General features: G+C 71.2%; 17 protein-coding genes, 2 tRNA genes and 1 pseudogene. 13 read left to right on the top strand and 7 right to left on the bottom strand.

Annotated elements, in window-relative coordinates; all coding sequences use genetic code 11:
* Positions 1–173 precede the first annotated feature (173 nt).
* From Dsi01nite_RS08490 to Dsi01nite_RS08480, 3 genes are all read left to right on the top strand, one after another.
* Positions 174–1,676: an MFS transporter gene (locus tag Dsi01nite_RS08490; protein ID WP_203845488.1), complete on the top strand. Its 1,503-nt coding sequence runs from the start codon at positions 174–176 to the stop codon at positions 1,674–1,676.
* Positions 1,673–2,083 carry a globin gene (locus Dsi01nite_RS08485; protein WP_203845487.1) on the top strand — a complete coding sequence of 137 codons (411 nt, stop codon included), beginning with the start codon at positions 1,673–1,675 and terminating at the stop codon, positions 2,081–2,083. The genes Dsi01nite_RS08490 and Dsi01nite_RS08485 overlap by 4 nt, the downstream gene beginning before the upstream one ends.
* Positions 2,084–2,158: 75 nt before the next feature.
* Positions 2,159–3,412, top strand: coding sequence for a delta-60 repeat domain-containing protein (locus tag Dsi01nite_RS08480; protein WP_203845486.1), 1,254 nt, complete (start codon positions 2,159–2,161; stop codon positions 3,410–3,412).
* A 61-nt stretch (positions 3,413–3,473) separates the two neighbouring features.
* Here Dsi01nite_RS08480 and Dsi01nite_RS08475 read toward each other — a convergent pair.
* The 4 genes from Dsi01nite_RS08475 to Dsi01nite_RS08460 form a co-directional block, all read right to left on the bottom strand.
* Positions 3,474–3,549 (bottom strand) — tRNA-His (locus Dsi01nite_RS08475).
* 53 nt (positions 3,550–3,602) lie between these two features.
* The gene (gene orn, locus Dsi01nite_RS08470; RefSeq protein ID WP_203845485.1) at positions 3,603–4,241 is read right to left on the bottom strand and encodes an oligoribonuclease; all 639 of its coding nucleotides are present in this window, start codon (positions 4,239–4,241) and stop codon (positions 3,603–3,605) included.
* 257 nt (positions 4,242–4,498) lie between these two features.
* Entirely contained in the window at positions 4,499–6,307 is a 1,809-nt protein-coding gene (locus Dsi01nite_RS08465) for a hypothetical protein (RefSeq protein ID WP_203845484.1), read from the bottom strand.
* 538 nt (positions 6,308–6,845) lie between these two features.
* The gene (locus tag Dsi01nite_RS08460) at positions 6,846–8,579 is read right to left on the bottom strand and encodes a copper resistance CopC/CopD family protein (protein WP_203845483.1); all 1,734 of its coding nucleotides are present in this window, start codon (positions 8,577–8,579) and stop codon (positions 6,846–6,848) included.
* Positions 8,580–8,701: 122 nt separating this feature from the next.
* On the opposite strand from Dsi01nite_RS08460, the gene bcp reads away from it, so the two are divergent.
* The 6 genes from bcp to Dsi01nite_RS08430 all read left to right on the top strand — a co-directional run bounded on the left by bcp (position 8,702) and on the right by Dsi01nite_RS08430 (position 13,505).
* Positions 8,702–9,184, top strand: coding sequence for a thioredoxin-dependent thiol peroxidase (bcp, locus tag Dsi01nite_RS08455; RefSeq protein ID WP_203845482.1), 483 nt, complete (start codon positions 8,702–8,704; stop codon positions 9,182–9,184).
* 76 nt (positions 9,185–9,260) lie between these two features.
* Positions 9,261–10,829, top strand: coding sequence for a circularly permuted type 2 ATP-grasp protein (locus Dsi01nite_RS08450; RefSeq protein ID WP_239135771.1), 1,569 nt, complete (start codon positions 9,261–9,263; stop codon positions 10,827–10,829).
* Between the two features lie 8 nt (positions 10,830–10,837).
* Positions 10,838–11,785, top strand: coding sequence for an alpha-E domain-containing protein (locus tag Dsi01nite_RS08445; RefSeq protein WP_203845481.1), 948 nt, complete (start codon positions 10,838–10,840; stop codon positions 11,783–11,785).
* On the top strand, positions 11,770–12,624 hold the full coding sequence (locus Dsi01nite_RS08440; protein ID WP_275423342.1) for a transglutaminase family protein: 855 nt from the start codon (positions 11,770–11,772) through the stop codon (positions 12,622–12,624). Before Dsi01nite_RS08445 ends, Dsi01nite_RS08440 begins: the two co-directional genes overlap by 16 nt.
* 26 nt (positions 12,625–12,650) lie before the next feature.
* A tRNA-Leu gene (locus tag Dsi01nite_RS08435) sits at positions 12,651–12,723 on the top strand.
* Positions 12,724–12,773: 50 nt separating this feature from the next.
* On the top strand, positions 12,774–13,505 hold the full coding sequence (locus Dsi01nite_RS08430; protein ID WP_203845480.1) for a DUF7873 family protein: 732 nt from the start codon (positions 12,774–12,776) through the stop codon (positions 13,503–13,505).
* Positions 13,506–13,898: 393 nt separating this feature from the next.
* Here the strand turns inward: Dsi01nite_RS08430 and Dsi01nite_RS08425 are convergent, their stop codons facing one another.
* The 3 genes from Dsi01nite_RS08425 to Dsi01nite_RS08415 are packed head-to-tail and all read right to left on the bottom strand — an operon-like array spanning position 13,899 to position 15,992.
* Positions 13,899–14,390, bottom strand: a complete 492-nt coding sequence (locus Dsi01nite_RS08425) for a hypothetical protein (protein ID WP_203845479.1) — start codon at positions 14,388–14,390, stop codon at positions 13,899–13,901.
* Between the two features lie 58 nt (positions 14,391–14,448).
* On the bottom strand, positions 14,449–15,138 hold the full coding sequence (locus Dsi01nite_RS08420; RefSeq protein WP_203845478.1) for an HAD family hydrolase: 690 nt from the start codon (positions 15,136–15,138) through the stop codon (positions 14,449–14,451).
* 38 nt (positions 15,139–15,176) lie between these two features.
* A complete protein-coding gene (locus tag Dsi01nite_RS08415) occupies positions 15,177–15,992 on the bottom strand; it encodes an MOSC domain-containing protein (RefSeq protein ID WP_203845477.1) in 816 nt (271 codons plus the stop codon).
* A gap of 108 nt (positions 15,993–16,100) precedes the next feature.
* Here Dsi01nite_RS08415 and Dsi01nite_RS08410 point away from each other — a divergent pair, with 108 nt between their 5' ends.
* The 4 genes and pseudogenes from Dsi01nite_RS08410 to Dsi01nite_RS57220 all read left to right on the top strand — a co-directional run.
* On the top strand, positions 16,101–16,949 hold the full coding sequence (locus Dsi01nite_RS08410) for a MurR/RpiR family transcriptional regulator (protein WP_203845523.1): 849 nt from the start codon (positions 16,101–16,103) through the stop codon (positions 16,947–16,949).
* Positions 16,950–16,962: 13 nt separating this feature from the next.
* Positions 16,963–18,612 (top strand): urocanate hydratase, encoded by a 1,650-nt coding sequence (gene hutU, locus Dsi01nite_RS08405; protein WP_203845476.1) that lies wholly within the window; start codon positions 16,963–16,965, stop codon positions 18,610–18,612.
* A 109-nt stretch (positions 18,613–18,721) separates the two neighbouring features.
* Entirely contained in the window at positions 18,722–19,927 is a 1,206-nt protein-coding gene (locus Dsi01nite_RS08400) for an allantoate amidohydrolase (RefSeq protein ID WP_203845522.1), read from the top strand.
* Positions 19,924–21,240: pseudogene (locus tag Dsi01nite_RS57220) on the top strand (formimidoylglutamate deiminase); the annotation flags it as partial. The gene Dsi01nite_RS08400 and the pseudogene Dsi01nite_RS57220, both read left to right, overlap by 4 nt.
* Between the last annotated feature and the right edge of the window lie 182 nt (positions 21,241–21,422).

Here is a 21,422-nt window from a genome sequence, read left to right as displayed (position 1 = left end):
GTAGGGTCGCGCATCGGGTGGCTAGTCGGTTATCGTCCGTTCGTTCAGGTGCATCGCTGCACGATGTTCCGGTCCGGCGCCGTCAACCCCTCCGACGCCGGAGCAGACCGGTCCGGCCGCGCCCGCGAACGTTCGACGCCGCTGTCGTGACCGATGGAAAGGGGGCTCCGCCGGTGTCCGATCCCGACGAGTCCACCGACGGCCCGGCCAGCGCTCGGGAGGCCCTTACCAATCGCGAATACCTGGCGGTCTTCGCCGCCAGCGCGCTGTCGTGGTTCGGTGACAGCGCCGCGCGGGCGGCCGTCATCGCACTGGTCTACCAGCGCACCCAGTCGCCGATCGCGTCGGCGGCGGCGTTCGCGATCAGCTACCTGCCGTGGCTCGGCATCGGCGCGGTGCTGTCCGCGATCACCGAGCGGCACTCGTACCGCAAAATCATGATCCTCTCGGACCTGATCCGGATGGGCATCATGGTCGCGCTCGCGGTCTTCGGCGGCCTGCCGGTCGCCGGGCTGATCGGACTGCTCTTCGTCAGCGCGCTGCTGAGCCCGCCGTTCGACAGCGCCCGCTCGGCCCTGCTCCCACGGATCCTGCAGGGCGAGCGGTATGTCACCGCCCTGACCCTGCAGCGCACCGCCGGCCAGTTCGCCCTGATCGCCGGCTACGCGGCGGGCGCGGCACTGACGGCGCTCGACGCCAGGTATGCGCTGCTGCTCAACGCCGCCACCTTCGGCGTCTCCGCGCTGCTGGTGACGGTGCGGGTGAAGGAGCGCACGCCGAGCCTCACCGCCGACAAGCGCACCAACCTCTTGCGGGAGACCGCCGAGGGCTACACCGTGGTGTTCCGCTCCCCCGTGATGCGCTCCATCGCCCTCGTCGTGTTCTGCGGCGTCTGCTTCGGCGTGGTCCCGGAGGGCCTCGCCGCGGCCTGGGCCGCCGACCTCGCCAACGGCCCCAACGCTGTCTACCTCGGCACCATCATGGTCGCCTCGGCGGTCGGCTTCCTCGCCGGCAGCATCGTGATGACCTGGCTGGTCAAGCCGCAGCGGCGCAACGCGTACATCCGGCCGTTCGCGCTCATCACCCCTCTGGCACTGGTGCCCGCCCTGTTCGACCTCAACATCTACGGCGTCGTGGCGATGACCCTGATCTCCGGCGGGGCGCTGGCCGGCACGCTGCCCGCCACGAACGGGCTGTTCGTGCAGGTGCTGCCGCCGGCGTACCGGGCGCGCGCGTTCGGCGTGATGCAGAGCGGCGTCCACCTCATCCAGGGCGGCTCGATCCTCTTCACGGGCTGGCTCGCCAGCCACAACCCGCTGCCGCAGGTCGTCGGATACTTCGCGATCGTCGGCGTGGTCATCATGGCGGCCGTCGTCGCCACCTGGCCGGCGCACGCGACCGTCGCCGACGCGATCGCCGCCAACAAGGTGCGGGTCGCCGCCGACGAGCACGCCGGCACCCACGGCACCGACGAGCAGTTCGGCGAGGTCACCATCGACCTCGGCCGAGCGCCGTTGCCCACCCGCCGCCCCCGGCCCAGCCCGGGCCCGTCACAGCGCCGGATGCCGGCCGTCGACCCGTCGGAGCGCACGGTCGACCTCAGCGAACGCACCACGGAGCTCGGCTCGCTCCCGCCGCGCTCGCTCAGCCGCGGGCGCGGCATAGTTGACGGGTGACGTCCTCCCCGAACTTCTACGAGCTCGTCGGCGGCGAGCCGACGTTCCGCAAACTGGTCGACGAGTTCTACGCCGGCGTGGCCGACGACCCGATCCTGCGGCCCCTGTATCCGGAGGAGGACCTGGGGCCGGCCAACGAACGGTTCCGGCTCTTCCTGATCCAGTACTGGGGCGGCCCCACCACCTACTCCGACACCCGCGGCCACCCGCGCCTGCGGATGCGCCACGCGCCGTTCGTGATCGGCCCGGCGGAGCGCGACGCGTGGCTGCGGCAGATGCGCCGGGCGGTCGACGCGATCGCCCTGTCACCGGAGGCCGAGGCCGTGCTGTGGGAGTACCTGGAACGCGCGGCCCACTTCATGGTCAACGCTCCTGAGAGTGGCTATATCGGACACATAGTGTCTTAGGTAACTTTCCTTCGTTAGCGGGGTATGCGCCCCATGTTGGGCGCATTCCCATGAACTGACGAAGGAGTCGCACGTATGCGCCGACGATTGCTCGCCGCCGCCGCAACCGCACTGGCCGCGATCGCGGTCGCAATCCCCGCCTCCGCCGCGCTGAACCACGCCGCGACCGTGTCGACGAACCCCGTCGACTACACGCCGAACGTCCTGGACGGCGAGGTGCGCGCGTTCGCGCTCGTCGGCGACGTGGTCGTGGTCGGCGGCGACTTCACCACCGTCGTCCCGGCCGGCAAGAGCGCGAAGCTCAAGCGCAAGAACATCTTCGCGTACCGGGCGACGACCGGCGAGATCCTGCCGTTCGCCCCGGAGGCCGACGACGTGGTCCTCACGCTCGCCGCCGGACCGAACAACACCGTCTACGCGGGTGGCGCGTTCCAGAAGATCGGCGGCGGCGCCCAGCGCGGGATCGCGCAGCTCAGCCTCGCCGACGGCCGCCGCGTGCCGGCCTTCACCGGCGAGATCAACTGGGGCGACACCCGCAGCATCGTCACGTTCGGCCCGTGGCTGTTCGCCGCCGGCTCGTTCACCAGCATCGGCGGGCAGAAGCGCGCCGGCCTGGCCCGTCTCAACGCCACCAGCGGCTGGGCCGACACCACGTTCGACGCCAAGCTCGCCGCGCCGAACCTGACCCGGGTCAAGCTCGAGGACCTGGCGATCAGCCCGGACGGCAACCGGCTCGCCGCGGTCGGCGCCGTCGAGCAGGCGTTCGGCCAGTACCGCGCCCAGGTCGTCGTGATCGAGAACGCGGCCAACTCGGCCCGACTCGCCGACTGGTACACCGACGTGTACACCAAGCCCTGCCGCGCCGGGTTCGAGACGTACCTGCGCGGCATCGACTTCGACCCGACCGGCACGTACGCGACGATCGTCTCCACCGGCCGCAAGTGGGGCGACCACCTCATGTGCGACACGGCGTCCCGCTTCGACCTGCGCGGCGCCGGGCTGCACAAGCCGCTCTGGACCAACTGGACCGGCGGGGACTCGCTGTACTCGGTCGCGGACACCGGCGCCGCCATCTACGTCGGCGGCCACCAGCGCTGGATGGACAACCCGTTCGGCAAGGAGACCGCCGGCAAGGGCGCGGTCAGCCGGCCCGGCATCGCCGCCATCAGCCCGGTCACCGGCAAGGCCACCGCGTTCAACCCCAAGCGGGAGCCGCGCGGCGTCGGCGCCAGGGCGCTGCTCGCGACGCCTTACGGCCTGCTGGTCGGCTCGGACACCGAGAAGATCGGCGGTGAGTGGCACGCCCGCCTGGCGATGCTGCCCCTGTAACACCCTCATGCCAGAAGAAGGCCCCCGTCACAAGCGTGACGGGGGCCTTCTGCTTACTGCATGGGGTGACTGATGGGATTTGAACCCACGACACCCGGGACCACAACCCGGTGCTCTGCCAACTGAGCTACAGCCACCATGAACGTGCTCGCCAATAATAGGGCATGAGCACGGGGATCCGTCGACTGGGTTAGCGCGTCCGGGTGTCGGTTTCCCGGCTCAGCTCCGCGCCGATGGCCTTGGCCGCCTCCACGTCCGGTCCCGGCAGCGGGACGAACAGCGTCCGGCGGTAATACTCCAGCTCACGGATGCTCTCCCGGATGTCCGCGAGCGCCCGGTGCGCGAGGCCCTTCGGCGGCTGACCGAAGTAGACCCGCGGATACCACCGGCGGCACAGCTCCTTGATCGAGGAGACGTCGATCATCCGGTAGTGCAGGTGGTTGTCGAGCCGCGGCATGTCCCGCGCCAGGAACCCCCGGTCCGTGGCGATCGAGTTGCCACACAGCGGCGCCGTGCGCGGATCGGGCACGTGGGTGGTGATGTAGGACATGACGAGGTCCTCGGCCTCGGCCACGGTGACCGCAGACGCCCGCACCGCTTCGGTCAGCCCCGACTTGGCGTGCATGTCGCGCACCACGTCGAGCATCCCGTCCAGCAGCGTGTCCTCGGCGTGGATCACCACGTCGACGCCGTCACCCAGCACGTTGAGATCCGGGTCCGTGACCAGCGCCGCCACTTCGATCAGCGCGTCCTTACCCAGATCAAGCCCTGTCATCTCACAGTCGATCCAGACCAAAAGATCACCCACGTCCCACAGCCTAGTGTTCATCTGGCCGACTTCTCACACTCAATGACTCCTCGTTACCTTTATCCTTCGCTCGTGACCTCCCGGACACAGCCATGGCCGCCCTCCATCGCCGCAGGTGCGCTCGCCGGCGGCCTGCTCGGCGCCACTCCGGCCACCGCTTGCGGTCGATGAACCCAGCGGTCGGCGGCACGGTCAGGAAGTGGCGCGGCTCACGTTCGGTGACACCTGCCGGGTCGTCCTGGCGGTAACGGTCCGCGACGACGGCGGCACGCGGGCGCTCAGCGGGTGGTGGCGGCCTTCTGCTGCTCGCCGACCCGCTCGCCGGGCCGCTCGCCCGCCGGCTCGTCCACCCGCTCGTCCACCGCTACGGGTGCCCAGGTGAACTGGAGCTCGATCGCCGGCAACTTCGGCAACGGCGGCAGGGCCAACGGTCCGGGACCGTCGTCGATGCCGGCCTCGGGGGCGGGACGGTCCAGCTCGGACTCGGCGAGTGCCGTGCCCTGCGCGGGGCCGGTTTGATCGTTTGCTTCCTGTGGCTCCGGGACGCCCACTTCCGCCGTGGCGGGCTCGCCGGCGCTCTCCTTCGTCACCACTGCGGCGCTATCGCCCGTCGCCACCGCGACGCACTCGCCCGTCACCACTGCGGCGTTCCCGCCCGTCACCACTGCGGCGCTCTCGCCCGTCGCCACCGGGGCGCTCTCGCCCGTCATGACGACGCCAGTCGCGCTCTCGCCCGTTACGACGACGCCAGTCGCGCTCTCGCCCGTCACGACCACGCCGGTCGAACTCTCGTCCGTCACGACGGCAGTGGCACGTTCGTCCGTCACCACGACGCCGACCGTGGTGGTCTGCCGGTCGTCCTCGACGTCGGTCTGGCACGTCACCGCGATCGCAACCGCCGGCTCCGCGTCACGGTTCTTCGGCACGACCGGATTGAGCAGCGCCGCGATCGGGTCCGACAGCGTGCGCCGCAGGCTCAGCCGGCTCTTGGTCGGCTGGGTCGGCAACGCCGGCAGCACGAGCCGCGCCTCGGCGCGCCGCTGGGGCCACGCGAGGATCAGCAACGCCAGCAGGAACAGCGCCGTGCCGAGCATGAGCAGCCCCCCGGCCGTCGGCCCGATCCACGCCGGCGCGAGCCGGGCCGTCACCGTCGCGTTGATCCCGGCGGTGCCGTCCGCGTTCATGACCACGAGCGCCAGGTGCCTCCCCCGCAGCGCCGACGGCGACCAGGTCAGCTGCGCCACCCCGTCCACCGCGATGCTCTTCGCCAGCCAGAACTCCTGCCCCGCCGGCACCGAGAAGGCAGCGCCCGCGGCGTTCGGGTCGCCGGCGCTCGGGTTTACGGCATTCGGGTCCGTGGCACTCGGGTCGCCGGGGATCGTGTTCGGGTCAGCGGGGGCGTTCGGGTCAGCGGGGGTCGTGTTCGGGTCGCCGGCCGCCGCACCCGGGTCGGCGTTCGTCGCGTCCGGGTCGGCGTTCGTCGCGCCTGGGTCGGCGTTCGAGGCGCCCGGGTCGGCGGTTGTCGCGTCGGGGTTGCTCGCGTTCGGGTCGCCGGTGCCGGCGGTCCCGGGAGCCGCGGTTCCGGCGCCGGAACCCGGGTCGATGCCGGGACCTGCCACCGCCGGGCCGCCACCCTGCACCGGGCCGGCGCCCTGCGTTCCGGCGCCCGGCCGGCCGACGCTCGCGGCGGCGGCGCGGGTCTCGATCTCGGTGAACTCGACCGGCAGTGGGCCACGCGCGAGGCGGACCCGCGACACCCGAGCCTGGACCAGCCCGTCGAGGTACCGCTGCACCGCCGTGTCCGGAGCCAACCCGATGAACAGGGGGCCGCTGGAGCCGACCGCCGACAGGTTGAGCGTCGTCTGCCCACCCCGCGCGAACGGCGCGTCGGCTCGCAGCAACGCGTCGATGTCAGGCACAACCACCGCGCGGCCCCCGGAGCGCAGCCGCTCCAGCCGCGCCGTGAAGGTGTCATCGGCGGCGCGATGCTCCATGGCCACCCAGAGTCCGCCACCGGCAAGCGCCAGCGGCACCGCGATGAGCAGCAGCAGCGCGCCGACACCTGCCCGAACCAGACGCACGACCATGGCAGCGGCCCCTTCCCCCCAGCGATCCGAAGCTGACAATACCGCCAAAAACCCTACGAATTGCCCTCTTTTGACCAAACCCACTGATCGGCTCCGAATTACCCCGCCATCCCCTTGTCGCCAAGGCGCATTGGAAAGCACACAGGACACCGGGAGCGTCCGACCTCACGCCACCGCTGTCCAGAAACCACCCCTTAGCGCAGTTGCTCCGCTTCAGAAGTGGATCTCCCCGGTTGTCGGCGCTCCCACAGGCCCGACAAAAGGACGTGCTCCCACAACGGCAACCGAGCAACCTCGCCTCAGGGAAGCGCAATACCGTCCGGATCACGAGAAGCCGCGGCGACGGTGATCCCTGGCCGGCCTCTTCACCAACAACGATGCCCAACGAGCCCTCGACGGCGCTCGATCATGTGAGCCCGGAGCACGGGGAACATCACCGCGCGCCGACGGCACGAGCGGTGACCCCTGCCGCACGATCACCAGGCCGCCCGGTGCCACCGAAACCGGTCAACCACAGCACCGGCCCTCCCGGAGCCGGTCAGCCGCGGATCGGGACCTGCACAGCGATCGTGGTCTGGTTCAGCTCGTCGACACGGACGGTGAACTTCAGCTCCCACGTGCCCGCCGGCGTGAGCGTCACCGTGCCATAGGCATGGTCAGGCGTTATCCCCAGCGTCGGCAGCACGATCGGCTCGATGCCCTTGGCCGGCAGCGCCGCCGTCGCCTTCCACTCCGCGACCGACAGCGGCCCCGACCCGTCCGGCTTGAGCGCATACAGGTGCACGGTGTTCGGCCCGACCCTGCCCGGCGAGACGTCAACCTCCAGCTTCACCAGGTTGGTCGTGACCGTCGTGGTGAACGGCCCCGTCGTCGCGTTGTCGCCGGCCTGCGCGCTGCGGGCAGGGCTCGTCTGGACCAGCACCGAAGTGAAGCCCAGCACGACGACGGCGATCAACACCTCGATCATCACCGCCCGGCGCAGCCGGGCCCGGTCGGCGGGCTCGGCGGACGCGTCCTGCGGGGCCGGCTCGTCGTACGGCTCGTCCGGCGCCTCATCGGACGGCACTTCGGACGCGGGCGTGAAGCGCTGGTTGGTGATCCGCCGGGAGTAGGCCGCCACGCCGAGGATGACGGCCAGGAGCGCGACCTTCACCATCACGATCCGGCCGTAGGTGGTGCCGGTCAACGCGTCGACGGTGCCGATCTCGACCAGCGCCTGCGCGGTGCCGGCCAGGACCAGCACGGTGATCGCCAGCAGCGCCCACCCGGACCAGACCGGCACGATGGCCGTCAGCTCGCGGGTGTCGGCACGGCGCAGCAGGAACGCGAACAGCATCACCAGCCCGCCGAGCCACACCGCCATCGACGCGAGGTGCGCGACGTCGGCGACGACGGTGAGGGTCGGCACCGGCGAGGCACTCGGATGGCCGGAGATCGGCCAGGTGGCGAGCCCGACCACGCCCAGGATGATCAGTAAAGTCTGGTCGATCTTGCCGGCACGACCGGCGATCAGGGGGCGGAGCAGCACCGCGACAGCGATCGCGACCGCGATGCGGATCAGGTGGGCGGCGCCGAACGGGGTCCCGAGCACCTCACGCGCGGCCGTCGAGGAGACGTCGAACAGCGTCGTGCCGGAGGTGTACGGAATCTGCAGGTACAACTCGAGCACCGCGCTGAACGCGAGCAGGCCGGCACCCGTCAACGCCACCCTGCCCGGATCGCGGGCGGAGAGCCGGCGGGGCCACAGGGCGAACAGGACGAGGGCCGGGCCGACCAGCAGGACCAGGCCGGCGAAGCCGATGAAGCGGGCGACGGACATCGCGTTCTTCACCAGGGCGTCGGTCTTGACGTCGGCGCCGGCGTCATTGGCGTTGGGCACGGCGGAGACCTGGCCGTAGGAGAAGCTGTAGCCGCCGCTCACGGGGTGGCTGTCGGCGGAGATGACCCGGTAGCTGACCAGATAGGTGCCCTTCGGCCCGCCGGGTTTGATCGGGATCACGAGCTCGGCGTCGCGGGCGACGGGCTTGCCGGTGTCGGCGCGGCTGCCGTCGGGCGCGGTGACCCGGATCTTGTCCGCGACGATCCGCACCGGCTCACTGAATGTGAGCGTGATCTCGCCGGGCAACTGGTCCACGACGCTGCCGGCGACCGGAGCCGTGCGCTCCACCAGCGCGTGCGCGCTGGCGGGCGCCGCTGGCAGCACCAGAATCAGCAGCGCCCCGAAGAGCGTCGCCAGGGGGATGGACCATGCGCGGCGGGTCATGCCGACCATGATTTCGCGCTTTCGTGGTTTATGCCGCTGCGGGGGTCGAGTTTATACGATCCGTCACGACACGTGGACGTAACGCTATCCGCCGCCGTGGATGTCACCGGCACGCGATAGAGTCCCGAACCATGACGACGACACGCCTGGAGCCGGGTGACACGGCTCCCGAGTTCACGCTGCAGACGGATCACGACGAGCCCCTGTCGCTCGCCGACCTCCGGGGGCGCAAGGTCGTCCTCTATGCCTATCCGGCGGCGATGACGCCCGGCTGCACGAAGCAGGCGTGCGACTTCCGTGACAATCTCGCCTCACTGAAGGCCGCCGGCTATGAGGTGATCGGCATCTCGCCGGACTCCCCGGCGAAGCTCGCCCAGTTCCGCGAGCGCGACGCGATCACGTTCCCGCTCGTGTCGGACCCCGACCGGGCGGTCTTAAAGATCTACGGCGCGTTCGGCGAGAAGCAGAACTACGGGCGCACCGTGCTGGGCGTGATCCGCTCGACCTTCGTCATCGACGAGAAGGGACAGATCGAGCGCGCTCTCTACAACGTCAAGGCGACGGGGCACGTGGCGAAGCTCCGCCGCGACCTCGGCCTGGACAAAGGCGACTGACAGCGGCCAAGAGCAAGATCGGCGGCGAAAACACACAGGTAATGCGGTTGAAACCGTTCGTGCCTAGGCTCTCGTCATGGCGGACATCTTCGACGACTACTCGATGTCCGGGGCCATGTTCGAAGCGTGGGACGAGATGTTCGAGCGCCCCGGGCAACCGCGCTCGCCCTATCGTTCGCTGTTCGCCGCGCTGCAGCCGCTCGCCCCGGCCGATCTACGGTTCCGTGCCGACCAACTGGCCCGGGTCTTCACCGACCGGGGGGTCACGTTCGCCTACGCGGGCGAGGAGCGACCCTTCCCGCTGGACCTGATCCCCCGCATCCTCGACGCCAACGAGTGGGACCTGCTGACGGCCGCCGTCCAGCAGCGGGTCAAGGCGCTCGAGGCGTTCCTCGCCGACATCTACGGCGCCGGGCGTGTGTTCGCCGACGGCGTCGTGCCCCGCAAGCTCATCACCACCAGCGCACACTTCCACCGGCAGGCATATGGCATCGAGCCCGCCAACGGGGTGCGGGTGCACATCAGCGGCGTCGACCTGATCCGGGACGAGGAGGGCAGGTTCCGCGTCCTGGAGGACAACCTGCGCATCCCCTCCGGCGTGTCCTACGTGATCGAGAACCGGCGGGCCCTGACCCACACCATGCCGGCACTGTTCGCCGAGGCGCGGGTCAGGCCGGTCGACGACTACCCGGCCCGGCTCCTCGCCGCGCTGCGGGCCGCGGCGCCGGAGGGCGTCGAGGATCCCACGGTCGTCGTGCTCACCCCGGGCGTCTACAACGCGGCCTACTTCGAGCACGCGCTGCTCGCCCGGCTCATGGGCGTGGAGCTGGTCGAGGGCCGCGACCTGGTCTGCAGCGGCAACCGGGTGCGGATGCGCACCACGCAGGGCGAGCGCCCGGTGCACGTGGTGTACCGGCGGGTCGACGACGACTTCATCGACCCGCTGCACTTCCGGCCCGACTCGGTGATCGGCTGCCCCGGCATCGTCAACGCGGCCCGCGCCGGACAGGTGACCCTCGCCAACGCGGTCGGCAACGGCGTCGCCGACGACAAGCTCGTCTACACATACGTGCCGGACCTGATCCGGTACTACCTGTCGGAGGAGCCGCTCATCGACAACGTGGAGACGTACCGGCTCGACGACCGCGACCCCGAGGTCCTCCACGACGTGCTCGGCCGGCTCGACCAGCTCGTGCTCAAGCCGGTCGACGGCGCCGGCGGCAAGGGCATCGTGATCGGCCCGCAGGCGTCGGAGGAGACGCTGAAAAACCTGAGGAAGCAGGTCGAGAAGGACCCGCGGGGCTGGATCGCGCAGCGGCCCGTGGCCCTGTCGACGTCGCCGACCCTGCTCGGTGACCGGGTCGCGCCGCGCCACATCGACCTGCGGCCGTTCGCGGTCAACGACGGCAACGAGATCTGGCTGGTGCCCGGCGGGCTGACCCGCGTGGCGCTGCCGGAAGGGGCGTTGGTCGTCAACTCCAGCCAGGGCGGCGGCTCGAAGGACACCTGGGTGCTCGCGCACCACAGCGAGCCGGCGCCGTCGGCCCCGCGGACGAAGATCGTGCCGGAGCCGCGGGAGGCCGGTGGCAGCCCCCGCGACAGCGGACCGGCCGCCACGCAGCTCGCCGGACAGCAGCAGCAGTAGGAGGGGCCGTGCTCAGTCGCATCGCAGAGTCCCTGTTCTGGATCGGCCGCTACATCGAGCGCGCCGACGACACCGCCCGCATCCTCGACGCGTTCCTCGGCCGGCTCCTGGAGGACCCGTGGGCCGACGAGGACGCCGCCTGCCGGACGTTGATGTCGGTGCTCGGCGCGCCGGCGCCGCAGGACCGGCGGATCACCACCGGTGACGTCCTCGAGCTGCTCGCGTTCGACGCCGAGGACCCCAGCGCCATCTCGGGTGCGATCGTCGCCGCACGGGACAACGCGCGTGGGGTGCGCGAGACGATCTCCAGCGAGATGTGGGAGTGCCTCAACGTCACGTGGCACACCCTCGCGTCGCGCCGGGTCGCCGCCGAACGTCTCGGTCCAACCGTCTTCCTCAGTTATGTACGGGAACGCGCCGCCGTCCTGGCCGGGCTCGCGGAGTCGACGATGAGCCGCGACGACGGCTGGCGGTTCCTGGTGCTGGGCCGCAGCCTGGAACGCGTCGACATGACCGCCCGCCTGCTGTCGATCCAGACCAACACCACCGACGAGATCACGGGCTGGCGGACGGTCCTGCGCTCCTGCGGCGCCGACGAGGCGTTCCTGCGCACCCACGGCGGCACGTTCGACCCTCAGCGGGTCACGGAGTTCCTGCTACTGGACCGGTTGTTCCCCAGGTCCGCGCTGCACGCGCTGGGCACCGCCGAGCAATGCCTGCGCGAGCTGGCGCCGACGATGGAGCGGGCCGGCGTGACCGATGCCGCCCGCCGGCCGATCGGGCAGATCAGGACGCGCCTCGAGTACGCCGACACCACCACCCTCCTGGCCGAGCTGCCGCAACACCTGCGGGCGCTGCAGCAGACGTGTGCCACGGCGAGCGCGGCGATCACGGCCCGCTACTTCCCGCAGTCCACGCCCGTCACCTGGGGCACCGTCGCATGGGGTGGATCATGAGCTGGCGTCTCAAAATCCGGCACGTGACCGGGTACAAATACGCGGGCAGCGTCTCGGCGTCCTACAACGAGGCCCGGCTGACCCCGCTCACGCTGCCGTGGCAGACCACGCTGTTCAGCCAGGTCGAGGTGACGCCCGGCGCCACCACCTACCGGTACTACGACTACTGGGCGACCCAGGTCACCGCGTTCGACCTGCACCGGCCGCACCAGCAACTGCGGGTCGTGTCCAGCAGCCTGGTCGAGGTGTCGCCGCCGCCGCTGCCCGTCGTCAACCTCTCCTGGTCCGAACTGACCGGCGACGCGGTGCTGGACGCGCATGCGGAGCTGCTGACCGAGAGCCCGCTGACGGCCGTCGACGCCGCTCTGGTCGACGAGGCATGGGACGCGATCGCCGGCAGGTCTCCACAGGCTTCTGCCGAGGCGTTGTCGCATTGGGTACGGGAGCACGTCGACTACGTTCCAGGGTCCACGGGTGTGCAGACGAGCGCGCAGGAGGCGTGGAAACTGCGCAAGGGTGTCTGCCAGGACATCGCGCACCTGACCGTCGGGCTGCTGCGGGCCCGCGGGATCCCGGCCCGGTACGTGTCCGGCTACCTGCACCCCAAGGTCGAGGCCGAGGTCGGCGAGACGGTCGCCGGGCAGAGCCACGCCTGGGTCGAATGGTGGGCCGGAGAATGGACCGGATTCGATCCGACGAACGGCGTCCCGGTCGGCTCCCGGCACGTCGTGGTGGCCCGCGGGCGCGACTACGACGACGTCCCGCCACTGCGTGGGGTCTATCACGGCGCGCCGAGCAAGCACCTCGGGGTCACCGTGGAGATCACCCGCCTGGCGTGAGTAAAGTGAGGCCCGGTCATAGCGGTGGGGCCGTAGCCCAATGGCAGAGGCACACGGTTTAGGTCCGTGCCAGTGTGAGTTCGACTCTCACCGGCCCCACGTTTTCTCGGATGATTTTCGTCGTACCGGACTCGTACACTCGGCGCATTATGACGAAGCTCAATCAGATCATCGCGGTGGAGAAGGGCGTCAAGTCGCGCTCCTTCCAGGAACTGACCGACGCGCACCACGTGCTGCAGAAGCCCGCCCTGCTGGCCGGCATCGCGCGCACCTATCGCCCGAAGGACGAGGAGGGCGAGCAGCTGCCGCCCGAGTCGACCCGCGTGCAGGTCAAGGCCGACGAGGTCATGCGCCAGACCGCCACCATCCTGACCCGGCTCTTCGACGTGACCGCGACGAAGGACTGGACCAACTGCGTCGCCCGGGCCGACGTCGTCGTGGACGGCACGCCGCTGCTGCGCGACGTGCCGGTGTCCTACCTGCTGTTCCTGGAGAAGCAGCTGGTCGACCTGCTGACGTTCGTCCGGAAGCTGCCGGTCCTCGACGCGGCCGAGTCGTGGGTGTATGACGCGTCCGCCGACTGCTTCGCGACCGAGCCGACGCAGACGACCCGCACCAAGCGGATCCCCCGCAACCACGTCAAGGCCGAGGCGACGGAGAAGCACCCGGCGCAGGTCGAGGTGTATTACGAGGACGTCGTCATCGGCTACTGGAAGACCGTGAAGTTCTCCGGCGCGCTGCCCGCGCAGCGGATCAACGAGCTGGTCGAGCGGGTCGAGAAGCTCCAGTCCGCGGTGAAGTTCGCCCGCGAGGAGGCCAACGCCGCCGAGGTCGTGCAGCAGGAGGCCGGCGAGAAAGTGTTTCGCTTCCTCTTCGCCTGACGGCTAGGATCGGCGGTGCGCAAGGAGCGCAGACTGAACCTGAGGCTCAGTTTGACAGGTGCGCGCGGTGTCAATGTGGAGGTTCGATCCCTTCCGCCGTCATTCGTGACGGCGTAGCCCAATGGCAGAGGCGGCCGCGGGAGCCGAAACACAAACTCAACTTCTCGCTCCAGTCTGAGCATTCGCCGCTCAACACCGGATCGACCGATCACAGGCATTGTCGTCGAGGCTACGGGTTCAACTCCCGTTCGGACCTCCAACCTGGTCCGATAGCTCAATCGCAGAGCGCGACGCCTTCAAGTTGACCTGTGACCTTAAACGTGCCGGTGTGTGCAAGTGGGCGGCAAACCGAGGCCCGGGGATGGACACTCCCCGGGCTTCACCAATTCCGGGTCAGCGGGCCGGGCTGCGCATCCGGTTGAGGGCGGCCTCGGCCTCGTCAGGGTCGTCGACGCTGACCGTGAACTGCCGGCCGGCGAAGTCGAACAGCAGGGCCGGGCCAGACCGCACAATGACCGCACGTCCCCGCCCGGGCACCCAGGTCCACCCCCACCGCTGGGCGATGTTGGACTGCACGTCGACGGCGCGCATGCTGGTGACCATCCGCAGCGGCACCGTGATCGGTGGCATCGGCAGCAGCCCGTGGCGGATGCGCACGTTGTACATGCTGATCTGCACGCCGACGTGTGCCATCGCGGCGGCCCAGACCAGGGCGGCGAGACCCGCCGCGCTCAGCAGTGCGGCGGCGGCCAGGGCGTTGGGCCGGTCGAGGGGATGCTCCGGGAACAGCTTCACCGCGGCAGCGGCGCAGACCACACCGACGGCGAGCCCGACACCGGCACGGCGGTGCCCGACGGCCTGTCCCGACCACAGGAGAAATGACACGCGGGTTGTTCTACCAGAGCGACGCGCACCGATGCTGTGACCATCCACACGCCCGCCGTTATGCGACGCGGGCCCTGACCGCGTCGGCGAGGTGGGTCAGGGACTGCACGACGGCGTTGCTGCCCTCGCCTCCGTGCAGCATCTTCCGCGGCTCTCGGAGGCGCTCGACGCCGATGGCGTGGGCGCCGGCCCGCTGGGTCGCGGACATGGCCGAGAACGTCGCGCAGACCACCGCGGTCTCGCCCGGCAACGCGCCGATCGACTCGATGACCGGAGCCATCGTGCGCACCGCCGGGTGCCGCATGGCGAAGCCCCGGCCCAGCGCCGGCCCGACCAGCGGGCGCAGCCCGTGGCGGTGCAGGAAGCGCCCCACCGCGGACTCGCTGTGGGGGGCGTAGACGGTGACGGCACGGCCGGTGGCCCGGCACGCGTCGAGGAGCGCGGGAGCCCCGTTCGTGATCGGTGCCCGGCCCGCGGCGTCGAGCTCCGCGTCGTGGACGAGCTGCTCGGCGCGCCTGCCCAGGTCCTCGCCCGCCGCGTAGGCCTCCGCCAGCATGTCGAACGGGTTGCCGCTCGCGCTGACGAGGATCGACATCTGGTGACCGGTGTCGAGCAGCATGTCGCGGACCTGCCCGGCGACCGTCTCGGGCTCGGGCAGCAGGTTGCCGAGCACGCTGAACGTCAGCACCACGTGCCGGGTCCGGTCGAGGATCTCGGCGAGGTGGGGCCGGACCCGCAGGGGCGTCACCCCTTGATCATGACGCGTCACCCGCCTCCCCGGGCCCGTTATGCCACGATCACCTCGTCTCCCACGGCGATCTTTCCCCGTCCGTCGAACCCCTCCAGGTCCGGGATCAGGTTGACGCCGAACAGCAGCCCCTCGGGGAACCGGCGGCGCTGACCCAGGACGCGCAGCGGCTGCCGGCCCTTCTCCTGAGTCTCGGGGTCGATGGTGGTCAGGACGCACCGGCTGCACGCCTTCGGCACCCGGAACGACACGTCACCGATGACGATGCGGCCGCCGATCCACCCGTCCTCCGCCCACGCGGGCGCCCCGTCGACGACCACGTTGGGCCGGAACCGGGTCATTTCGACCGGCTCGTCACCGCCCTCGACCAGCCAGTCGTTGACGGCGTCGAGCGAGGCCGAGTTGACCAGCAGCAGCGGATAGCCGTCGGCGAAACTTACCCGGTCGCCCGGCTCGCCGTATTCGGGGTCGACCGGCCGGCGGGTCGGGTCGTCCAGGTGGACCAGCGTGACGGGGCGGCCGATCACGTCCGAGATCCACCGGTCGGCGCGCTGCCCCGCCGGGGTGGCGGCGACCCAGAGAAAGAAATGCCGGACGTCGACGGTTTCCCCGGATGGATTGGGTACCCATAGATCCTGCGCGCCGGATGCCCTCAGCAACAGGCCGCCGTCGCGCGGCTCGGGGTGGATGCGTCCCAGCTCAGGGGTGTCCCGCTGGGTGATGAGCTTGGCGTCGCCGTCGACGATCAGCCAGCGCCGGTCGCCGGCCAGCCCCCACGGCTCCACCTCCGCGGCGTCGGCCTCCACCCGGTAGCAGCTCTTGACGGGATACGTAGCCAGATAGGTCAACCGCACGCCGCGAGGGTCGCACGCGGACCCCCAGGTTAGGCAACACTATGAATGCTCTCATGCACTTGACTTGATTTTGAATGGAGTCTTACATTCGGGGGCGTGACGACGGAGATGGAGCGGCGACTGCTGGAGCTGTTCGACGGGCAGCGGCTCACGCCCGCCCAGCGGCGCATCGCCCGCTGCCTGGTCGACAACGCCGGCCAGGCCGGCTACCTCTCCAGCGGCGACCTGGCGACGCTCGCCGGGGTGAGCCAGCCGTCGGTCACCCGCTTCGCGACCGCGCTCGGCTTCGACGGCTACCACTCGCTCCGCGACGAGATCCGGGTCACCTTCGACGGCTATTCGCACCGCCCGCCCCGCGACGACGAGCCGGCCGAGACCGGGACCAACCAGTTCCAGCGGGCGCTGGGCGCCGAGATCGCCAACCTGCAGCGTCTCGCCGCCGCGCTCGCCGACCCCGGGCCGCTCGCCGAGGCGGGCCGGCTGCTGATCGGCAGCCGGCCGCTGCCCGTGTTCGGCATGCGGGCGGCCCGCGCGCTGGCGACCGCATTCAGCTATTTCGCCGCGAAGGTCCACCCCGACGTGCGGCTGCTGCACGAGCACGGCAGCCTGCTGGCGGATCGGCTGGATCAGGCACGCGCGGCGGGCGCAGTTGCGATGCTGGCGTTTGTGCTGCCCCGGTATCCGCGAGAGGCGGTCGACGCGCTGCGGGAGGCACGCGCCGCCGGTCTGACCGTCGTGACCGTCACCGACTCGCCCGTCAGCCCGGCTGCCGCCGAGTCCGACCTGATCCTGCCGGCGCCGGTGGGGTCGCGACTGGTGTTCGACTCCCACAGCGCCCCGACGGCGATGGTGACGATGCTGCTGCAAGCCATGTGCGACGCCGCGCCGACCGACACCCAGGCCCGCCTCGAGTCGTTCGAGCGGTCCGCCGCCACCCGCCAGGTCTTCCTGCCCTAACCCGAGGAGTTCCATGGAGACGGTCCGTGCCCCTCGCGGCACCAAGCTGACGGCCCGTGGCTGGCAGCAGGAAGCCGCGCTGCGCATGTTGATGAACAACCTCGATCCCGACGTCGCCGAGCGACCGCAGGACCTGGTCGTCTATGGCGGCACCGGCAAGGCGGCGCGCGACTGGCCGTCCTTCCGGGCGCTGATGCGGACCCTCACCACGCTGGGCCCCGACGAGACGATGCTGGTGCAGTCCGGCCGCCCGGTCGGTGTGCTGCAGACCCATGAGTGGGCGCCGCGGGTGCTGATCGCCAACTCCAACCTCGTCGGCGACTGGGCGACCTGGCCCGAGTTCCGCCGCCTCGAGGCGCTCGGCCTGACCATGTATGGGCAGATGACCGCCGGCTCCTGGATCTACATCGGCACGCAGGGCATCCTGCAGGGCACCTATGAGACGTTCGCCGCGGTGGCGGAGAAGCGGTTCGGCGGCACCCTCGCCGGCACGCTGACACTCACCGCCGGCTGTGGTGGCATGGGCGGCGCCCAGCCTCTCGCCGTCACCATGAACGGTGGGGCCTGCCTGATCGTCGACGTCGACCGGTCCCGCCTGGAGCGGCGGGTCGCGACCCGCTACCTCGATGTCGTCGCCGACTCCCTCGAAGAGGGGGTGCGGCTCGCGGTCGAGGCCCAGATCGCCCGCCGCGCCCTGTCGGTCGGTGTCGTCGGCAACGCCGCCCTGCTGCTGCCCGAGCTGCTGCGCATGGGCGTGCCGGTCGACATCGTCACCGACCAGACCTCCGCACACGACCCGCTGTCCTACGTGCCGAGCGGGGTCGAGCCCGGCGACGCCGCCGACTACGCCGCGACGAAGCCCGAGGAGTACACCGACCGGGCCCGCCACTCGATGGCCCGGCACGTGGAGGCCATGGTCGGGTTCCTCGACCGGGGCGCCGAGGTCTTCGACTACGGCAACTCGATCCGCGGCGAGGCGCAGCTGGGCGGGTTCGACCGGGCGTTCGCGTTCCCCGGATTCGTCCCCGCCTACATCCGGCCGCTGTTCTGCGAGGGCAAGGGCCCGTTCCGCTGGGCCGCGCTGTCGGGCAACCCGGCCGACATCGCCGCCACCGACCGGGCCGTGCTCGACCTGTTCCCGGACAACGACTCGCTGCACCGCTGGATCCGCATGGCCGGCGAGCGGGTCGCGTTCCAGGGGCTGCCGGCCAGGATCTGCTGGCTCGGGCAGGGCGAGCGGGACAGGGCCGGTCTCAGGTTCAACGAGATGGTCGCCGACGGCACCGTCGAGGCGCCGCTCGTGATCGGCCGCGACCACCTGGACACCGGCTCCGTCGCCTCGCCCTACCGGGAGACCGAGGCGATGCGCGACGGCTCCGACGCGATCGCCGACTGGCCCCTGCTCAACGCGCTGGTCAACACCGCCTCGGGCGCCTCGTGGGTGTCGATCCACCACGGCGGCGGCGTCGGGATCGGCCGGTCGATCCACGCCGGGCAGGTCTCGGTCGCCGACGGCACCGAGCTCGCGGCGCAGAAGCTGGCCCGGGTGCTGTCCAACGACCCGGCGATGGGCGTGCTGCGCCACGTCGACGCCGGCTACGACGAGGCCGCCGAGGTCGCCGATCAGGCCGGGCTGCGCGTGCCGATGCGGGAGACGTCATGACCCGCGCGCGGCGCGGCCGCGGAGGCGGAGGCGGAGGCGGCGGGACGGTTCTTCAGGGGCGCTGCCGGTCAGGCGGGCGCCGGAGCGTGACGGAGGTGGCGGCATGACGATGACCGGTGAGCGGTTCGCGGCGCTGTGGGGTTCACTCAGCCCCATCGGCCGGGCCGGCGGCGACGGCGGCTACCTGCGGCACTCCTGGACCGACACCGACCTGGTCTGCCGGGAGTGGTTCGTCGAGGAGGCCCTCGACCGCGACCTCGAGGTTGAGGTCGACCGCAACGGCAACCTGTGGGCGTGGTGGGGCTCCCCCGAGGGTGACGGCGCGGTCGTCACCGGCAGCCACCTCGACTCGGTGCCGCACGGCGGCGGCTACGACGGGCCGCTCGGCGTCGTCTCCGGGCTGCTCGCCGTCGACCGGCTCCGCGAGCGCGGCGTGACACCGTCCCGGCCGATCGCCGTCGTCGTCTTCACCGAGGAGGAGGGCGCCCGGTTCGGCGTGCCGTGCCTCGGCTCCCGCCTGCTCACCGGCGCGTTCGACCCGGCCCAGGCGCTGCGGCTGCAGGACCGCGACGGGATCTACCTGGCCGACGCGATGGGCAAGGCCGGGCTCGACGTCGACGCGCTCGGCCCCGACCCTTCCCGGCTGGCCCGCATCGGCGCGTTCGTCGAGCTGCACGTCGAGCAGGGCCGCGCCCTGGACGTGCTCGACGCACCCGTCGGCGTCGCGAGCGGGATCTGGCCGCACGGTCGGTATCGGCTCGACTTCTCCGGCGAGGGCAACCACGCCGGCACGACCAGGATGCGCGACCGGCACGACCCGATGCTGACCCTGGCGCACACCGTCCTCGCTGCCGACGAGGCTGCGCGGGCGCACGGGGCGCACGCCACCGTCGGGCGCGTCGACGTCGCCCCCAACGCCACCAACGCCATCGCCGCGCGCGCCTCCGCGTGGCTGGACGCGAGGGCCGCCGACGGGGACACCCTCGACCGGCTCGTCGGCGCGATCCAGCAGCGGGCGGAGGAGCGGGCCCGCCACGACGGCACCCGGGTCACCCTCGCGGCGGAGTCGGTGACCGGTGAGGTCGCGTTCGCCGGTGACGTCAGCCGGCTGGCCGCCCTGGAGCTCGGTGCCCCGGTCCTGCCGACCGGTGCCGGCCACGACGCCGGGGTCCTGTCGAAGCACGTCGACACGGGCATGCTGTTCGTGCGCAACCCGACCGGCATCTCGCACGCACCACAGGAGTCGGCGTCCGACGCGGACTGTGCGGTGGGCGTCGAGAAGCTCACCGACCTGCTGGCCCGGCTGAGTCAATGACCTCCGTCCGGTTCCATTGCGAGTGGGCGTGGCTGCCGGGAGGTGTCGCGGCCGACGTGCTGATCGAGGTGGTGGACGGCAGGTTCGCCACGATCACCCCCGGCACGCCGGCCGGCGCGGCACCAGACGTGGTGCGGCTGGCCGGGGTGACGCTGCCGGGGTTCGCCGACGCGCACTCGCACGCGTTCCACCGGGCGCTGCGCGGGCGGACCCAGGGTGGACGGGGCACGTTCTGGACCTGGCGTGAGCAGATGTATTCCGTCGCCGGCGCCCTCGACCCCGACTCCTACCATCGCCTCGCCACGGCCGTCTACGCCGAGATGGCCCTCGCCGGCATCACCTGCGTCGGCGAGTTCCACTACCTGCACCACGGTCCCGGCGGCACGCCGTATGCGGACCCCAACGCGATGGGCGAGGCCCTGATCGCCGCCGCGTCCGCCGCCGGGATCCGGATCACGCTGCTCGACACGCTGTACCTGACCTCGACCGTCGACGGCAGGCCGCTCGAAGGGATCCAGCGCCGCTTCGGCGACACCGGCGTCGACGGCTGGGCGGACCGGGTCGCACGCCTCACCCCCCGGCCACACGCGAAGATCGGCGCCGCCGCACACAGCGTCCGGGCCGTCCCCGCCGCCGCGCTCGGCGAGTTCGCGCGGCACACGGAGGGCCGGCCGACCCACGTGCACCTCTCGGAGCAGCGCGCCGAAAACGACGCCTGCCTCGCGGTGCACGGCCGCACCCCGACGGAGCTGCTCGCCGACCGCGGGCTGACCGGCCCGACCGTGACCGTCGTGCACGCGACCCACCTCACCGACACCGACCGCACCGAGCTCGGCGACTCCGGCACCGGTGTGTGCTTCTGCCCCACCACCGAGCGCGACCTCGCCGACGGCATCGGCCACGCGCGGGCCCTGGTCGACGCCGGCAGCCCGCTGTCCCTCGGCAGCGACAGCCACGCCGTCATCGACCTGTTCGAGGAGGCCCGCGGCGTCGAGATGCACGAGCGCCTGCACACCGAGCACCGCGGCCACTTCACCGCCGCCGAGCTGCTCACCGCCGCGACCACCACCGGCCACGCCTCCCTCGGCTGGACCGATGCGGGCGGCATCACCCCGGGCGCCCGCGCCGACCTCGTCACGGTCAGCCTCACCTCACCCCGCACCGCCGGCAGCACCCCCTCGTCGATCCTGTTCACCGCAACCGCCGCCGACATCCAGCACGTCGTCATCGACGGCCGCGTCACCGTCCGCGACGGCATCCACCTCACGGTGCCCGACGTCGGCGCCGCCCTGACGGCCGCCCTGCACGCCGTCGACGCGTCCACCGCTCCACCGCGGCCCTCAACGCCGCTCACACCACCACCGACCCCCGCCGGCCCACCGCCCACCGCACCATCGCCCGCTACACCATCTCGTGCCACGACGCCAGCCACGACGCCTGCGTCCCCCGCACCACCACAGGCCGCCCCACCACAGACCTCAACGCCGCACACACC

The sequence above is a fragment of the Dactylosporangium siamense genome (assembly GCF_016862795.1).
Lineage (GTDB): Bacteria > Actinomycetota > Actinomycetes > Mycobacteriales > Micromonosporaceae > Dactylosporangium > Dactylosporangium siamense.
Note: the sequence above shows the minus strand (reverse complement) of the source record. Positions and strands in the feature narration are given on the sequence as shown.

Bases quoted from the DNA above. Each gene is read 5' to 3' on its own strand.
- Dsi01nite_RS08480 (WP_203845486.1), top strand. From the start codon at position 2,159: ATGCGCCGACGATTGCTCGCCGCCGCCGCAACCGCACTGGCCGCGATC.
- orn (WP_203845485.1), bottom strand. From the start codon at position 4,241: ATGAACACTAGGCTGTGGGACGTGGGTGATCTTTTGGTCTGGATCGAC.
- Dsi01nite_RS08465 (WP_203845484.1), bottom strand. From the start codon at position 6,307: ATGGTCGTGCGTCTGGTTCGGGCAGGTGTCGGCGCGCTGCTGCTGCTC.
- Dsi01nite_RS08460 (WP_203845483.1), bottom strand. From the start codon at position 8,579: ATGGTCGGCATGACCCGCCGCGCATGGTCCATCCCCCTGGCGACGCTC.
- bcp (WP_203845482.1), top strand. From the start codon at position 8,702: ATGACGACGACACGCCTGGAGCCGGGTGACACGGCTCCCGAGTTCACG.
- Dsi01nite_RS08450 (WP_239135771.1), top strand. From the start codon at position 9,261: ATGGCGGACATCTTCGACGACTACTCGATGTCCGGGGCCATGTTCGAA.
- Dsi01nite_RS08440 (WP_275423342.1), top strand. From the start codon at position 11,770: ATGGGGTGGATCATGAGCTGGCGTCTCAAAATCCGGCACGTGACCGGG.
- Dsi01nite_RS08430 (WP_203845480.1), top strand. From the start codon at position 12,774: ATGACGAAGCTCAATCAGATCATCGCGGTGGAGAAGGGCGTCAAGTCG.
- Dsi01nite_RS08410 (WP_203845523.1), top strand. From the start codon at position 16,101: ATGGAGCGGCGACTGCTGGAGCTGTTCGACGGGCAGCGGCTCACGCCC.
- hutU (WP_203845476.1), top strand. From the start codon at position 16,963: ATGGAGACGGTCCGTGCCCCTCGCGGCACCAAGCTGACGGCCCGTGGC.
- Dsi01nite_RS08400 (WP_203845522.1), top strand. From the start codon at position 18,722: ATGACCGGTGAGCGGTTCGCGGCGCTGTGGGGTTCACTCAGCCCCATC.